At 63.9% G+C, this 16,367-nt stretch carries 11 protein-coding genes and 1 pseudogene; 6 read left to right on the top strand and 6 right to left on the bottom strand.

Annotation, left to right across the window (positions count from 1 at the left end; translation table 11 throughout):
- Positions 1-107 precede the first annotated feature (107 nt).
- From gcvT to EO141_RS10850, 3 genes are all read left to right on the top strand, one after another.
- A complete protein-coding gene (gene gcvT / locus EO141_RS10865) occupies positions 108-1,217 on the top strand; it encodes a glycine cleavage system aminomethyltransferase GcvT (RefSeq protein ID WP_127169171.1) in 1,110 nt (369 codons plus the stop codon).
- A gap of 144 nt (positions 1,218-1,361) precedes the next feature.
- A complete protein-coding gene (gene gcvH / locus EO141_RS10860; RefSeq protein WP_104533961.1) occupies positions 1,362-1,757 on the top strand; it encodes a glycine cleavage system protein GcvH in 396 nt (131 codons plus the stop codon).
- 1,019 nt (positions 1,758-2,776) lie between these two features.
- Complete coding sequence (locus EO141_RS10850; RefSeq protein WP_039519650.1) at positions 2,777-3,256, top strand: hypothetical protein; 480 nt, start codon at positions 2,777-2,779, stop codon at positions 3,254-3,256.
- Positions 3,257-3,387: 131 nt separating this feature from the next.
- Here the strand turns inward: EO141_RS10850 and EO141_RS10845 are convergent.
- Both EO141_RS10845 and EO141_RS10840 read right to left on the bottom strand, forming a co-directional pair.
- Positions 3,388-3,483, bottom strand: a pseudogene (locus EO141_RS10845) (pyridoxine 5'-phosphate synthase); the annotation flags it as partial.
- Positions 3,484-3,967: 484 nt separating this feature from the next.
- On the bottom strand, positions 3,968-5,311 hold the full coding sequence (locus tag EO141_RS10840) for a serine hydrolase domain-containing protein (RefSeq protein ID WP_180496716.1): 1,344 nt from the start codon (positions 5,309-5,311) through the stop codon (positions 3,968-3,970).
- 370 nt (positions 5,312-5,681) lie between these two features.
- On the opposite strand from EO141_RS10840, the gene EO141_RS10835 reads away from it, so the two are divergent.
- Both EO141_RS10835 and EO141_RS10830 read left to right on the top strand, forming a co-directional pair.
- Positions 5,682-7,043: an MFS transporter gene (locus EO141_RS10835; protein WP_119127735.1), complete on the top strand. Its 1,362-nt coding sequence runs from the start codon at positions 5,682-5,684 to the stop codon at positions 7,041-7,043.
- A gap of 541 nt (positions 7,044-7,584) precedes the next feature.
- Entirely contained in the window at positions 7,585-7,938 is a 354-nt protein-coding gene (locus EO141_RS10830) for a DUF1304 domain-containing protein (protein ID WP_127169169.1), read from the top strand.
- A 246-nt stretch (positions 7,939-8,184) separates the two neighbouring features.
- Here EO141_RS10830 and EO141_RS10825 read toward each other — a convergent pair whose 3' ends face one another.
- Together EO141_RS10825 and EO141_RS10820 are read right to left on the bottom strand one after the other, a co-directional pair.
- The gene (locus EO141_RS10825; protein WP_104582992.1) at positions 8,185-10,659 is read right to left on the bottom strand and encodes an acyl-CoA dehydrogenase; all 2,475 of its coding nucleotides are present in this window, start codon (positions 10,657-10,659) and stop codon (positions 8,185-8,187) included.
- Complete coding sequence (locus EO141_RS10820) at positions 10,656-11,579, bottom strand: alpha/beta hydrolase (protein WP_164739159.1); 924 nt, start codon at positions 11,577-11,579, stop codon at positions 10,656-10,658. The genes EO141_RS10825 and EO141_RS10820 overlap by 4 nt, the downstream gene beginning before the upstream one ends.
- 137 nt (positions 11,580-11,716) lie before the next feature.
- Between EO141_RS10820 and EO141_RS10815 the strand changes: the two genes are divergently transcribed.
- Positions 11,717-12,325, top strand: coding sequence for a TetR/AcrR family transcriptional regulator (locus EO141_RS10815; RefSeq protein WP_104582993.1), 609 nt, complete (start codon positions 11,717-11,719; stop codon positions 12,323-12,325).
- A gap of 104 nt (positions 12,326-12,429) precedes the next feature.
- Here the strand turns inward: EO141_RS10815 and EO141_RS10810 are convergent, their stop codons facing one another.
- Positions 12,430-15,285 (bottom strand): TonB-dependent receptor, encoded by a 2,856-nt coding sequence (locus tag EO141_RS10810; protein ID WP_127169168.1) that lies wholly within the window; start codon positions 15,283-15,285, stop codon positions 12,430-12,432.
- A 240-nt stretch (positions 15,286-15,525) separates the two neighbouring features.
- A complete protein-coding gene (locus EO141_RS10805; RefSeq protein ID WP_180497030.1) occupies positions 15,526-16,362 on the bottom strand; it encodes a hypothetical protein in 837 nt (278 codons plus the stop codon).
- Positions 16,363-16,367: the final 5 nt, after the last annotated feature.

The raw sequence follows: 16,367 nt of genomic DNA, 5'->3' as shown, positions 1-16,367 counted from the left end.
ACCGACAGGGCGCGGCCGCGCACTGCCGCGTACTGCCGCGCGCTGCGCCGTTCCCCCAAGCGCGGCCGGGCGGCGATAATGGACCTCTTTCCCTTGGACCGGTGCGCATGACCCAGAAGACCATCCTCAACGACACCCATCGTGCGCTTGGCGCCAAGATGGTCGACTTCGGCGGTTGGGACATGCCGATCCACTACGGCTCGCAGCTGGACGAGCACCATCAGGTGCGTCGCGACGCCGGCATGTTCGACGTCAGCCACATGACCGTGGTCGACCTGCACGGTCCACGCGTGCGCGCGTTCCTGCGCTACCTGCTCGCCAATTCGGTGGACAAGCTCAAGATCTCCGGCAAGGCGCTGTACACCTGCATGCTCAATCCGCAGGGCGGGGTGATCGACGATCTGATCGTCTACTTCCTGCGCGAGGATTTCTTCCGCCTGGTGGTCAACGCCGCCACCCGCGAAAAGGACCTGAAGTGGATCGGCGAGCAGGCTGCCCGCTTCGAGGTGCGTGTGGAAGAGCGCGGCGACTTTGCGATGATCGCCGTGCAAGGCCCCAACGCACGCGCCAAGGTCATCGCGCTGGTGGATCCGGCCGATACCGCAGCGGCCAGCAAGCTCGGCCGTTTCGCAGCGCTGCAGACGCGCTCGCGCGAGGGCGTGGAGCTGTTCCTGGCGCGTACCGGCTACACCGGCGAAGACGGTTTCGAAATCGTGTTGCCGCAGGAGGCCGCAGTGGGGTTCTGGAACGCGCTGCTCGCGCAGGGCGTCAAGCCGGCCGGCCTGGGCGCACGCGATACCTTGCGCCTGGAAGCCGGCATGAATCTCTACGGCCAGGACATGGACGACACGGTCAGTCCATACGAGGCCGCGCTGGCCTGGACGATCGCCCTGGACGAAGGCCGCGACTTCGTCGGTCGCGCCGTGCTCGAGTCGCAGAAAGCGCAGGGCGCACCGCGTCAGCTGATCGGTGTGGTGATGGATGAGAAGGGCGTGCTGCGGCATGGCCAGACCGTGCTCAGTGCCAGCGGCGAAGGCGAGATCCTGTCCGGCACGTTCTCGCCCACCCTCGGCAAGGCGATCGCATTCGCGCGCGTGCCGGCCGGCAGCATCGACGACTTGCGTGTGGACATCCGTGGCAAGCAGGTGCCGTTGCGCGCGGTGAAGTTTCCGTTCGTGCGCGACGGCCAGGCGCAGCCCGGCGTCCTAGGCGACTGAGTCAAACGCTGCCGGGCAGGTCAACGTCCGGCAGCGTGCAGCATCCATCGCCGCCAATCGGCCGGCACGCGCGTGCACCTGTGTTGTCGTGCGGTCTAAACTAGCCACCTGTCCCCAACCCATCAGTTTCCCCGGAGCACACCCATGAGCGAGATCCCTGGCGACCTCAAGTTCCTCAAATCCCACGAGTGGGCCCGCGTCGAAAGCAGCGGCCGCGTGACCGTCGGCATCTCCGACCATGCGCAGGGCCTGCTGGGCGACTTGGTCTACGTCGAACTGCCGGGCGTCGGCGACACCGTGCAGGTCGGCAATGGCGCAGCGGTGGTGGAGTCGGTCAAGGCCGCCTCGGACGTCTACAGCCCGGTCAGCGGTACCGTCGTCGAGGTCAACAGCGCACTCACCGACAAGCCGGAAACCATCAACGAGGACGCCTACGGCGATGGCTGGATCTTCGTGGTCGAACTCGACGACAAGGAAGAGCTCAACGACCTGCTGTCGCCGGACGACTACGCCGAGCTGCTGGAAGACGACGCGCACTGACCTCGCTTCGCACGTCGCACCAAAAAATCCGGATGGCCGCTCGTTGGAGCGGCCATTTTTTTTGCCTGCGCGGCGGTGGCAGCACGCCGTCCCCGCCTGGCGATGGCGTGCGCGTTGCCGATCGGCGTGCAACCGGCCAGCGACGGCCGTCGATCGCAGTCCAGGTGTTTGTCGATGTTCGACAGCGACGACCTCGCCGGGAACATGCGCACGCCACATCGTCGAGCACGACGCGGCTGTCGCGGTGTCGGATTTCTGGCGTGAGCCAGTCGTGAGGAGAGGGCGTGCAGCCGGTGAAAAACGGTTGCCGCATCGCGTGCATCCAACCTCGGACACGGTGTGCATCGCATGCCGTTGGCAGCGCATGCCGATGCACATACGGGGCGAGAACGGCGCAAGAAGTTTGCGCATTTCTGCTTGTGCGACGCCTTGAGCAAGGTTGGCGGATAAAAAATTTTCAGCTGGCGGACAGGCGGCGCACTCTGCGGCGACCACGCCTGCGCCGCGACGTCGGTGCAGTGGGGAGCATCGCGCTTGTTTGCCTCGCTAAAAAAAAACAGCACAAAAGAAGTGCTTTTTTGAAAACGTCGTTGCACCACTGCATGCGAAGGCCAGCTGCGCGTGCCATCGCGCGGCGTCTTGGGACCACCTCGCTAGGACACATCGCCACCAGCTGTCGAAAAAAAAATGCAAAAGAGTGTTGACAGTAAAAAAAAGCGTGATTAGGTTTCGCCCAGCAGACGTTGCTGCGAAAGAGAGTGAGCAGAATCGACATCAAGCCGACACGCTTGTTCCCGATGTCCACCAAAGCGTTATCCACGGTGGAGTTGGGTCCGCTTCTCTCCAAGAAAGCAGCAGTCGCTCCGATCACGCACCCGCGTCGCTGTCTGATGCGGGTGTTTCTGTATCCGTCCCGTCGCGCATTACCTGCGGACGGTTCCCGACGACGGCGTGCCGTTGCGGGGTTTGCTTCAACTGGGCGTTTCACCTCCATAGTTCACTGACGAGGAGCCAATTACATGGCCACTGCAAAAGCTGCGAAAAAGAAACCCACTGCCAAGAAGGCAGTGAAGAAGACTGCCGCCAAGAAGGCAGTCAAGAAGGTCGCCAAAAAGGCAACCGCCAAGAAGGCAGTGAAGAAGACTGCTGCCAAGAAGGCCGTCAAGAAGACTGCAAAGAAGGCAACCGCCAAGAAGGCAGTGAAGAAGACTGCAAAGAAGGCAACCAAGAAGACTGCCGCCAAGAAGGCAGTGAAGAAGACTGCAAAGAAGGCGACCAAGAAGACTGCTGCCAAGAAGGCCGTCAAGAAGACCGCCAAGAAGGCAGTCAAGAAGACCGCGAAGAAGGCAGTTGCCAAGAAGGCGACCAAGAAGTCCGCCACCAAGAAGACTGCCGCCAAGAAGCCTGCTGTGAAGAAGGTCGCCAAGAAGAAGCCGGCCGTTCGCAAGAAGAAGGCCGCTCCGGTCGCGCTGCCCGCAACCCCGGCGCCGCTGATCTGATCTGCAGTACCCGATCGCCGTAGATATCGAGCTCTCTCCCCGACGCCCAGCGGGGAGGGAGCTTTTTTATTGGCTCCCCCACGGCGGCCATGATCCGGTGAATGTCGATCGCGCGCAGACAGTCGTAGTCGATCGCCATCCAGTACCAGGGTGACCTGCTCGGGCCGCGTGGCACGGCATAACGCCAGCAGACCTGGATAACCGTCCCGCGGTGGCGCAAACGCATTGCGATCGCCACCCAACGCATCGCGCGCTGCTTGGCGGGATGTCAGGCCGGGTAACTGTGCCTATCGCCGCACTGGCGCCACTGGCCATTCTCCACTCGCTACTCGCCACTCGCTTTCCCGGGTCCAGTGCTGCTGGTGGGCTCGGCTGCTGCGCCGCCCACGCAACGGGCCATCGTCTGTCCCGACCGGTAGTGCCGCCATCTCTTGGTGTCGCGCTGATGTGTCGGTCAGTGCGAAGCGGGAGAGATGCACTCGGTCGCATCGCGCGGAGGGTGAGTTGTCCGCTCGCTTCTTGGCTAGCTCCTTTGCGCGCACGCGACAAGGTTGTCCAGGCATGCGTTGGCCATGACCGGTAGCCATGGCGATGGAGCGATGGTTAGCCTGCCGGCCACCGATGTCGAAACACTCGACCCGGTCCCGCTGCGGGCCAGAAACAACACAGGCGGCCGAAGCCGCCTGTGTGCGAGAGCGCAGCAAGCTCCGCTTAGCGCGGCGATGCCACCGACTTGCCGGACGAGGCACCCTTGCCGGCAGGATCGGGACGCTCGGCCAGCATGTTCTCGCTACCGAAGTCGCCATCCACGTCGATATCCAGCCAACGCTTGGCAGGCAGGCCCAGCGCACGGTCCAGGATGGTCGGCAACATGCCGGAGGGCAGGCCGCTCTCGCCGTTCCACATGATCGCGATGCCGAGATCGCGCTCGGGCAGCAGCGCGACCAGGCCGCGGTAGCCCTGCACCGCGCCGGCATGGAAGACGACCTGGTGGCCGGCGTAGTCGAACACGCGCCAGCCCAGCGCGTAGCTGGCAGCGTCCACACGCTCGTGGCGCCAACCCGAGCGCATCTCCCCTGGCGTGGAGATCAGCGGCGCGTGCAGCGTCGCCAGCAGCGGCGCAGGCAGCACGTCGGTGCGGTGGCCGGTGTGCGCGAGCAGCCACTGCGCCATATCGCTGGCGCTGGCATTGACGCCGGCAGCGGGAGCAAGACGGTAGTAGGTCGGCTTGGGCGTCAGTGACACCCAGCCGTTGCGGCTGCGCACGTGCGGGCGCGCCCAGCGCGGGCTGGCCTGGATACCGGCCAGTCCCATGCTCGCATCGTTCATGCCCAGCGGCTTGAAGATGCGGCGCTCCACCGACTGCTCGTAGAAGCTGCCCGATGCAGCGAACACCACATCCCCGACCAGGCTGAAGGCCACGTTCTGGTATGCATAGCAATCGCCCGGGGCGCAGCGCAGCGGCGCGGCAGCCAGCTTGTGGCTGAGCGAGTAGTAGTCGACGTTGGATTCGATATCGTTGTCGTAGGCATTGCGGGTCAGCCCGACGCGGTGGCTGAGCACCTCGGCGACGGTGAGTTGCCGGGTGGCGACGTTATTGCTGAGCTGGAAGCCGGGGACGTAGTCCACCACCTTGCTGTCCCAACGCAGCACACCGTCGTTGACCAGCAACCCGGCCATGGTGCCGGCAAACGCCTTGGATAGCGATGCAAGACGGAACACGGTGTGGGCATCGACCGGCTGCGGGTGATTGACGTCGGTGACGCCGTAGCCGCGCGCGCTGAGCACCTTGCCGCCCTGCACGATGGCCATCGCCATGCCGGGCAGGCGATTGCCGTAGGTCAACTGGTTGGCCATCGATTCGAACGCGGCCACGTCGAAACCGGCCGCCGGGGCAAGCACCTGGCTGGCCGGGAGCGATGCACGGTATTGCAGCGGAGCGGTGGGCGACTGCACGATGGCGGCCGGCTGCAGCGCAGAGGCAGCGGGCGCGGGTGTCTGTGCGGTGGAAGAGAGGGCCAGAGGCAATAACGCCCCGAGCAGCCCGATGGCCAACGGTCGGAACCGTCGGCGCCTGCGCATTTGAGTCATGGTTGTCCCGCCTGTTCCGCTGCCTCCGATGATTCTAGCGCCGCGCTTCGCAATAGCACAAACTGCCGGAAGATGAATGGGCATCATATTGATCCTATTGACGATTTTAGGTTCATAAATCGGCCTGCGCGGCGCCTTTCCAGCGCCACTGGGAGCCCGTGCGGAAGCAACTGCAAGCAGCGTGCCTGCTCCAGCCGCGATCGATTTGCTGCGTCCTGCCCGCTGCTGCTGGTGATGCAGCGCGGCATCGGCTAACTTGCGCGCTTGTTTCGCGGGGTGCTGCCGCTGCCATGTCCTTGCTGTCGCGCCCGTTGATGCGAGCGAGCTTCACCCTATGACCAGTCCATCTTCGCCGCGCTCGGCGGCTGGCCGCTTGAACGCGGCGCTGCGCAGCTCGCCGCCGCTGGCATGGTCGTTCCTGTACTTCTTCTGCCTGCTCAGCGGTTACTACGTGCTGCGCCCGGTGCGCGAGGCGATGAGCGCGTCGGCGGATGTGGAAGCGATCTTCCCCACCGGCATGATCGCCTTCTTCGCCGCGCACGGCATGCCGCTCAAGGACTTCACCCTGCAGGTGCTGTTCACCTGCACCTTCCTGATCATGGTGCTGCTGCAGCCGGTCTACGGCGCGCTGGTCAGCCGCTATCCGCGCCGGGTGTTCCTGCCGGCGGTCTATGGCTTCTTCATCGCGACCCTGCTGCTGTTCTATGTGTTGTTCGACAGTGGCGTGCCCGGGCGCGGCATGGCGTTCTTCTTGTGGGTGACCGTCTTCAACCTGTTTGCGGTGGCGGTGTTCTGGAGCTTCATGGCCGACGTCTTCAGCAATGCCGAAGCGCGCAGCTACTACGGTTATATCGGTGCGGCCGGCACGCTGGGTGCGTTTCTCGGGCCGATCCTCACCCGCACCCTGGTCGAACGCATCGGCATCGCGCATCTGATGCTGGTGTCGGCCGGCTTTCTGGCGGTGTGCGTGGTCTGCGTGCTGCGCCTGCGCTTGTGGGCGGTTGCGCGCGAGCAGCAGCGACAGCTGGGCTCCGGCGAAGTGCCCATGGGCGGCGATGTGCTGGGCGGGCTCAAGTTGATCGTGCGCGAGCCGTTGCTGCGCTGGCTGGCCTTCATGGTGTTGTTCGGTGTGGGCGTCGGCACCTTGCTCTACAACGAGCAGGCGGCGCTGGTACGGCGGCTTTACAGCGACGCGGCGGCGGCCACCGCCTATTACGCGAGCATCGACCTGGCAATCAATGCGCTTACCCTGGTGCTGCAGCTGCTGGTGACGCGCGCGCTGTTGTCGCGTTTCGGCATCGCGCCGGCACTGCTGATTCCGGGCGTGGCGATCACGCTGGGCTATGCCGTGCTGACGGCCTCGCCGTTGCCGATGATGCTTGCGATCGTGCAGGTGATCACCCGCTCCAGCGAGTTCGCCCTCGCCAAGCCGGCGCGCGAGACCTTGTACACGCGGGTGGATCGGCAGTGGCGCTACAAGGCCGGTGCGGCGATCGACACCGTGATCTACCGCGGTGGCGATCTCACCTTCGTCTGGGTGCACAAGCTGGTGTCGGCCTTCGGCTCCAGCGCAGTGTTCGGTGTCGGCCTGCTGGTGGCCTCGTGCATGACCCTGGGCGCGTTCGGCCTGCTGCGCGAGGCGCGCAAACTGCCCGCAGAGCGCGATGCGGAGACTGGCAATCAGGTCTCCGACTAGGAGCGGTCAACACGCGGCCTGGCTGCGGGGCCCTTGCCCGCCCACCCTCGCGGGACACGCCGCAAGTACGTCCTTGTAGGCTCTTACGCGGCATCCATGCCGCGTAAGGTCCCGCGACGGTGGGCGGGCAAGGACCGGTCGAGATGGTCGGTGCGCACAGGCAAGCAGGGCATGAACGGCGTGTCCCGCAACCGGAGAGGGCACTGCGTGCTCGGCTGACTGAGCTTTTGACCTTGGCGGCGGGCTGCACCTAAGCGATGCCGCTGTTTGAACTAGCCGCGTTTGCCTTTGGGCGAGCGTGGCGAGCAGATAGATCAGGTGTAGAGCGCTTGATCTGCACCTTGGCTGCAGCAACTTGTGCCCGCGCAACAACCATCGCAGGACACGCCGCCGATGTCCGCAGCCGCGACGCTCCGATCATGCATGCAGGTCCTGCACATCCCCCGTCTCTTGCCGGCGCGCCGGGTTCCGCCGCCTGTTCCGAGTAGCACGGCCGCAATCGCGGCTATGCTGGCCGCCACATCCACCATGCCGGTCTGCCATGTCCCTGTTCGCCGTCGTCGCCGGTCTGTGTGTCGCTCTGCTGCACGTCTACATCATGGTGTTGGAGATGGTGCTGTGGACGCGGCCGCTGGGCCTGAAGACCTTTCGTAATACCTTCGAGAAGGCCCAGGCCACGCGCGTGCTGGCAGCCAACCAGGGGCTGTACAACGGCTTCCTGGCTGCGGGACTGTTCTGGGGTGCGTTGCAGGCCCGGGCCGATGTGCTTGGCTTCTTTCTGGGCTGTGTCGTCGTGGCAGGCTGCTACGGCGCCTACAGCGTCAACCGTCGCATCTTCGTCGTGCAGGCGTTGCCCGCGCTGATTGCCCTGGCCTTGCTGTGGTTGCCGCGCTGAGGCGGCGTCCCAGCCTTCTGTAGGAGCGGACCTGGCCGCGACGGGGCGTCACCGGTAATGCCTCATCGCGGCCAGGTCCGCTCCTACCTTGGCAGCACGCTGAGGCTGCAGGCGCGGTGAACTGGCCGAAGACCACGGCGACAGGCAGGCAGCCGCGAGATGGTCGGTCTCCACACCAGCCGGTCTCCACACACGACAACGGCGGGCCGAAGCCCGCCGTCGTCTGCTGTCACCTTGCCCCGCGCCTTACGCTGCTTCGCGCGGTTGCTGGGCCTGCGGCTTGTCGTAGTAGCTGGCCGCACGCAACTCGTGCGGCTCGAAGTCGTCCACGGTAATGGTGTCCATCATCATCTCGCGCAACTCTTCCAGCTGCCTGCGCTCGTCGCCGGTGATCACGCCTTCGGCCACTGCCTCGTCCAGCTGTGCGGTGAAACCCAGCGCTTCGATGCCCTTGGTCTTGAGCGCCTTGAGGAACTTGCGCTCCACCGGCTCGGCCAGCACGGCCTTGGCCAGATAGCTGGCGATACGCCCGCCCGGATTGTTGGCACAGGGGGTCAGGAACACGCCCTGGGCCAGGCGGTCGCGCGCTTCGTTCGGCGTCATCAGGATCGATGCCACGCGGTGCCCCAGGCGGTCGCCCGGCGCTTCGGCACGACGGCCCAGCGGGAAGATCAGCAGCCACATCAACCAGCCCACCGGCCGGATCGGGAAGTTGCGCAGCGCCGCCGACAGCGCGGTTTCGATCTTGTGCACGCTGTCATGGAACGCCCATGCCAGCAGCGGCTGATCGGTCGCCGGCGCGCCTTCGTCGTGATAGCGCTTGAGCATCGCGCTGGTCAGGTAGATGTGGCTCAGCACATCGCCCAGCCGGCCGGATAGGGATTCCTTGAACTTGAGCTTGCCGCCGAGCATCAGCATCGACACATCGGCCATCAACGCCAGGTTGGCGGAATAACGATCCAGCTTGCGGAAGAAGCGACGCGTGTACGCATCGCCCGGCGCTGCACCGATGCGTGCGCCGGTCAGCCCGAACCAGAACGAACGCACCGCGTTGGAGATACCGAAGCGGATATGCCCGAACAGGCTCTGGTCGAACGCTTCCAGACCACGGCGCGTATCCGGATCCTGCGCCGCCTGCATTTCCTTCATCACCCACGGATGGCACAGGATCGCGCCCTGGCCGAAGATCAGCAGGCTGCGGGTCATGATGTTGGCGCCTTCCACGGTCACGCCGATCGGCGCCGCCTGCCAGGCACGGCCGGCGAAGTTGCGCGGCCCCAGGATGATGCCCTTGCCGCCGATCACATCCATCATGTCGCTGACCACTTCGCGGCCCATGGTGGTGCAGTGGTACTTGGCGATCGCCGACGGCACCGACGGCACATCGCCACGGTCCACCGCCGCGGCAGTGGCCTGCGACAACGCACTGATCGCATACGCCTTGCCACCGATCCGTGCGAGCGCTTCTTCCACGCCTTCGAAGCGGCCGATCGACAGACCGAACTGCTTGCGAATGCGCGCATACGCACCGGTGACCACCGCGGCGTACTTGCCGCCACCGCTGGCCGTGGAGGGCAGGGTGATCGAGCGGCCCACTGCCAGGCACTCGTTGAGCATGTTCCAGCCCTTGCCGACCATTTCCACGCCGCCAATCAACTGGCTCAGCGGGATGAACACTTCCTCGCCATGGATCGGGCCGTTCTGGAACGGCGAATTGAGCGGGAAATGGCGACGGCCGATTTCCACGCCGGGAGTCTCGCGCGGCAGCAGCGCCAGGGTGATGCCGATGTCCTTCTTGTCGCCGATCAGGCCATCCGGATCGTAGGCGCGGAACGCCAGGCCGATCAGCGAGGCGACCGGCGCCAGGGTGATGTAGCGCTTGTCGAAGGTGAGCTTGACGCCGAGCACGTTGGCGCCGTTCCACTCGCCCTTGCAGACGATGCCGTAGTCGGGGATCGAGGTCGCATCGGAGCCGGCGAACGGGCCGGTCAGGCCGAAGCACGGCACCTCGGCACCCACCGCCAGACGCGGCAGGTAATAGTCCTTCTGTTCCGGCGTGCCGTAATGCAGCAACAGCTCACCCGGCCCGAGCGAGTTGGGCACGCCGACGGTGGAGCTGACCACGCTGGAGATCGAGGACAGCTTCTGGATCACCTTGTGATGCGCCAGCGCACTGAAGCCCAGGCCGCCGTACTGCTTGGGAATGATCATGCCGAAGAACTTGTTCTTCTTGATGTACTCCCACAGCTCCGGCGGCAGGTCGGCGTGGACATGGGTGATCTCCCAGTCGTTGACCATCTTGCACAGCTCTTCGACCGGGCCGTCCAGGAATGCCTGCTCTTCGGCGGTCAATTGCGGCTTGGGGTAGTTGAGCAGCTTCTGCCAATCCGGGTCGCCGGTGAACAGCTCGCCTTCAAAGCCCACCGAGCCGGTTTCCAGTGCGATGCGTTCGGTCTGCGACAACGGCGGCAGTACCTTGCGGAAGAAACCCATCAACGGCGTGGTCAGCAGCGGCTTGCGCAGGAACGGCAACAGCACCGGCGCGGAGACCAGCACCACCAGCACGGCAGCGACGATGGTCGCGGTGAGATTGGCCCCCAGCAACCAGCAGGCCACCAGCACACAGGCGCTCAGCGCAACCCAGGTGGCAAGGCGCATGCGGTGATAGGCAGCGATGCCCGCCGCCAGGATGACGAAGAGAAACGGTGCAACGATGCTCATGGTCTTGCTCCAGTGACATGCTCGGTAATGTTGGACGCTGCGATGGTGCCAACCGGGGGCAGTGCGTCCAGATAATGCAACACGGTTGCGGTAAACGTGGTGTTGTCGTCGCCGGCCAGCATGTGCGTGGCATCGGGCAAATGCACGTGCTGCGCATGCGGCGCGATCGACAGGAATTCGCTGATGGTGTCCGGCGTGACCAGATCGCTGCGCCCGCCGCTGATCAGCAGGAGCGGGCAACGCACCTGCGCGGCGGCGTCCAGCAAAGTCTGCTGCTGTGCGTGCGGGTCCTGGCCTGCCAGCTCATCGACCAGCCGCGGATCCCAATGCCAGTGCCACCTGTTGTCCGCCCGCTGCCTCAGCAAGGCCTGCAGCTGCTCGGCCGTCTTGCGCGGGCGTTGCGGCAGATACGCGGCAATTGCGTCGGCAGCGGCATCCAGCGATGCGAAACCCTCCGGATGCGCGGTCATGAAACGCAGGATGCGCTCCACGCCTGCGGTATCCCAGCGCGGCGTGATGTCGACCAGGACGATCGCGCGAAACAGGCCGGGCCAGCGCGCCTCCGCAAGCAGGCCGAACAAGCCGCCCATTGATGCGGCGACCAGCACCGGCGGCGCGGCCTGCTCGCCCGCCAGCACAATCAAGTCATCGGTGAATTGCGTTGCCGAGTAGGGCAGGCCCACGCCGTTGAAGCCGGAGTCGCCATGACCGCGCGCGTCGTAGGCCAGCGCCCGGTAGCCAGCGTCGGCCAGTCGAGCTGCAGTGCTTTCCCAGGCGTACCGGGTCTGTCCAAACCCATGTGCCAGCAGCACCGTCGCTGCATTGCCCGCGCCTCGCTCCGACACCGCAAGCGAGGTATCGCCAGCAGTGATGCGAATGCTGGACGTACTGTGGGCAAGGCTAGAAGGAGAGGAAACCATACCTCATGGTATGGACCTGCCCAGGCTGCTGTCAATACTGCCTGGTATGGACGGTTAAGCCATTGAATCGTGGCAGTTGTGTGTCCGTTATGTGATGCATACTGCAACTGACGCAAGCGTATGGTTAAATCGCGTCAATGAATGACATCCCCGACCCGAGCCTCACCACGCCCCGCGCCACGTCCGGTCGCGGCAACCGCCTCAGTGCGGACGATTGGGCGCAGGCCGCACTGGACCTGATCGCCGAACAAGGCGTGGGCGCCGTCGCAGTGGAGCCACTGGCACGCCGTCTCGGCGTGACCAAGGGCAGCTTCTATTGGCACTTCCCCTCCCGCGATGCCTTGCTGCAGGCGGCGCTCGAACGCTGGGAGATCTTCGAACAGAAGGAGGTGTTCGGCAGCCTGGAAGACGTGCCGGACCCCAGCGCACGCTTGCGCGCGCTGTTCCAGCTGGTCGCGCACGAAGTCAAACCGCATGTCATCTACAGCGAACTGCTCAAGGCACTCGACCACCCGGCCGTGCGTCCGGTCATCGACCGCGTCTCGCAGCGCCGTCTCGACTACCTGATCGCCTCGTTCCGCCAAGCCGGCCTGAGCCGCACCGACGCCCAACACCGTGCGCGCCTGGCCTACGCCGCCTACGTCGGTTTCCTGCAACTCTCGCTGCAGTTGCAGCAGCCCAAGCAAGCCCGCGAAGACTTCGAAGCCTACGTCGAGCATGTGATCCAGACATTGATTCCGGGCTAGGTTTCGGGCGTACGGCATACGTCGATGTCTGATCGTTGAGCAAAGAAAAACCGCGACTCTTTCGAGCCGCGGTTTTGGTTACGCATTACATAAGCAGCCGATTATCAGAACTTCTGGGTGTAACGCATGTAGTAGAAGCGACCCGGGATTTCGTACTGCGGGTCAAAGCTATTGGCAAATGCCGTGGCAGCCTGCGGCGGATCGCGGTCGAAGGCGTTATTCACGCCGACGGTGACGCGTGCGTTCCACGGAGCCTTCCAGTACGCGGCCAGATCGGTGTAAGTCACGCTGGGAACATGATTGCGCGGCGCTGCACCTGCAGCGGTCACACGATCCGGATCCGAGCATAGCAGTGCCACGTTTGCAGGAGTCGCCACGTTGGCGCCGGTGCAGTTTTCGACCTGCGAGCTGTAGTAGCGCATGGATGCCGAGCCGCCGACGTCGCCCAATTCCCAATTGAGCATCAGGTTGGAGCGGATGCGCCAGTTGTTGTCCTGTGCCGAGCCGCCACGATACAAGCCAACGCGGGTTTCGGGATCCTGCAGCGGCTTCTCAACCACGAACTTGCTCATGTAGGTCGAGTCCCACACAACGCTGAAGCTGCCCCACGCGGTGTCCGGCAAACGATAGCCTACGGTCAGGTCGTAACCTTCAGCCTCGATCTTCGCAATGTTGTTCGGCACTGCCAGCAGATTCGACACTTCGCCAGTTGGCTCGCGCTGGATCAGCGAACAAGCATTGGCGATGCCTGCCAGATAGCAGCTATCCAGGGTCTCCTGCACGGTCTGCGTGTCGATTGCATCTTCGATCTCGATGTTCCACCAGTCCAGCGAGATATCCAGGCCAGTGACCCAGCTCGGGCTGAACACAAAGCCCAAGGTCTTGGACGTCGAAGTTTCCGGCTGCAGGTTGGGGTTACCGCCAGTGGCGGTACGTACCTGCGGGTTGGCCTGCGCATAGGCTGGCACTGCGCCGCACGAACCTGGACGCGTTCCGTTGACGGAGCCATCGCTGAAGGAGCCTGCGCAAGGATCGCGCACGTCTTCGAAGGTATCGCTTACGCCCTGAAACAGCTCATTGATCGACGGTGCGCGGAAGCCTTGCGACCAGTTACCACGGATCATCAAATCAGTGATCGGCTTCCAGCGGAAACCGAACTTGCTGTTGGTGGTGTCGCCGAAGTTGCTGTAGTCCGAATAACGCGTGGCCAGGCTGAAGTCCAGCAACTGGGCGCCCGGCAGGTCAGCCAGCAAAGGCACGGCGAGTTCGAGATAGGCTTCGTCCAGCTTGTAGCCGCCGTTGGTCGCAGTACGTGCGTTGCCGGTGGTGTCGCCAGAGTTGATCAGCGCGTCCGGATCGTCAAAGCCCGACTCTTCACGGTGTTCAGCACCAAAGGAGAATGCAAGCGCACCTCCCTGCAGGTCGAACAGCTCGCCGCCGATGTTGCCGAAATAAGTCTTCTGCTCGTATCCATAGAGGTCATGTGCATTGAAGCCAGCATAACCCAGCATTTCCGGGGTCAACGAGCCCGGGCCGCTCAACATGTTCATCGGCACGCAGCCGTCGATCGTGCTGGCTGCGGTACCGCAGCGCGCTACACCGCCAGCGTCGACGAACGAAGGGCCAAGTGCGTTACGCAGTGCGGAGATATTGAACAGGCCGGTGGTGCGATCGGTCTGGTCATTCTTGCCGTAGAACATGCCGGCTTCCCAGCTGAAGAAACGCTGGCCAACTTCGAAATCACCCTCGAATGCGCCGCTGAACCCGAACGTCTTGACGTTCTGGGTGAAGATGCGACCGCCGGTCTCTTCAGCGCGGTACTGGATGTAGTCGATATCACGGCCGGTGTTGTTGTAGATATTACTTGCCGAAATAACGATATCTGCGCCGTTGGTGCCGGGCGCGGAGCGACCAAGAACGATCGGCATCGGTGCCAGGATCTGGCTCGACTCGCGCTCGTTGTAGGTCACCGTGGTCTTGAAGCGCACATTGTCCGTGATCGACAAGCCAGCGTCGGCGAATACCGACTTGCGCTCCTGCGGGGTTACCAGATAGTTGGCCGGCGCAAAGTTGTAGCTATCGGCTGCAGTGTAGTTGCGCGAGGTGGTACCACCGTCATTGGTGATGGAGAACCCAGGCGTTCCGTTGAAACGTGTTGCACCGAATGTAGGAGCGCCAGTGGTGGGGTCTGGGCCAGTCGAGCCGAAAATACCAAAACGTCCACCCGGAATCGTTGTGCTATTGCCCGTGCCTCGAACTGCACCGAACACCGGGACCGACGAGATTTCGCGATCACCTGCCCAGACTGGCTCTTCCTTGACGTAGCCAACGCCCAACGTGGCGTGCCAACGATCGCCAGTGGAGCCGATCGTGAAGTCGTAGGACTCACGGCTGCCGTCGCCCTTGTCGTACTGACCGAAGTACGCATTCGCTTCGGCGCCATCGAAGTTCTGACGCAAAATAATGTTGACCACGCCGGAGATGGCGTCGGAGCCGTAAATCGTGGAAGCGCCATCCTTCAGGACTTCGATGCGCTCGACGGCAGCAGTCGGAATCGTGTTGAGATCGACCGCGCCGCCCAATCCGGTGCCGCCGACCCAGCGACGGCCATTGACCAGCACCAGAGTGCGATTGGAGCCGAGGTTACGCAGGTTGACGCGGGTTTCGCCGTTGCCGCCATTGTTGACATTGCTGTTGAGCGCCGAACCGCCCGAGCTAATGTTCTGGATCACGTCGCCAATCGAGGTCAAGCCTTGCGATTCGATCTGCTGACGGCTCATGGTGAAGACAGGCTGCGACGTTTCAACGTCGGCGCGCTTGATGCGCGAACCGGTCACCTCGATCTTGTCGAGGTTAGTGGTGCCGCCGGCTTCCTGAGCGATGGCGGTACCGGTACCGCCGACGCCCACGACAAGCGCGAGGACGACTGCATCGCGCAGCTTGTTGGACTTGCAATTCATTAGCTCTCTCTCCAAGTGATCTTGGGTACTGCCAAGGGTTGTTTGCCTGTCGGGGGGTCCGAAGAAGCGGATCCAAAACGTCAGGGTGAACCGATGGTATATGCGTTATGCGAGAAATTAAAGTCCCGTTAACGAAAAAGAAGAAAGGCGTGAAAGGCGGCGTGGGGCACATGGCCAGAACGAAAAAAGCCACCGGCTGCGGGCCGATGGCGTCACGTTAAATCATTTCAAATCAATGACTTAGAGATCTTGCTCGTACCGAACATACGGAATCGTACCGTCGCTGTTGCTCTCGTTGCTCGGCGCAAACGGGTTCTTGCCACGGGAAATCACGTTCTCGGCGCCGACCGTCAACTGGCCGCTCCAGGGGGTACGCCAGGTCAGGCCCAGGCCCAGGCCTTCCCACTTTTCCGGCTGGCCGGGGACATCGACGACGCGGCCGATGACGTTGGCGCTGAAGGCGCCGTAGCCGCCACCGACGCTCAGGGTCTTGCTGTCCCACTGGTCGGCGATCGCCGGCGAAACGTCGGCCAGCGGCACCAGGCGCGCGCGCGCATAGGTCCCGCCGATCGAGACGAAGCCCTCGCGGCCAATGTTCTTCTGCCCGAATACGGTCAGGTCGTTCTGTTCGACGCGGGTCAGCGGTGCCTTGCCAGCGCCGATCAACCAGGCCGGCAGGGTGTCGCGGCCAGTGCCGGCGGTGACGCCGGCGCGGGCGCCAGCGCGGTTGAAGCCCAGCGTGGCCGAGACGCGGCGCGATGCTGCGGCGCTGTCTTCCTCGTCGTCGCCGATGCCTGCAAGCAGACAGTGGCTGGCGAGTCCGTTGATGTTGGTGCCGCGGCTGCTGTTGCAGATCAGGCCCAGCGAATCGCCGGAGGTCAGGCCGAAGGCCGCGTCCAGCGAGTTGCGACCGAAGTGCCAGCGTGCGCCAGCCTTCTGCTCGCCAGTGGGCTCCAGGTACAGAAAGGCTTCGACCTTTCCGCTCCCCTTGTTCCACACCGGCAGGATGGTGCTCTCGCGCAACTGCTGGGATGCCGACTGCGCGTGCGCACCCGTGGCTGCCGCGAGGGCAACCAGCAAAG

The sequence above is a fragment of the Xanthomonas sp. BRIP62415 genome (assembly GCF_003993515.1).
GTDB classification, from domain to species: domain Bacteria; phylum Pseudomonadota; class Gammaproteobacteria; order Xanthomonadales; family Xanthomonadaceae; genus Xanthomonas; species Xanthomonas euroxanthea.
The sequence above is the reverse complement of the archived record's forward strand: the minus strand, read 5'-3'. Positions and strand labels throughout refer to the sequence as shown.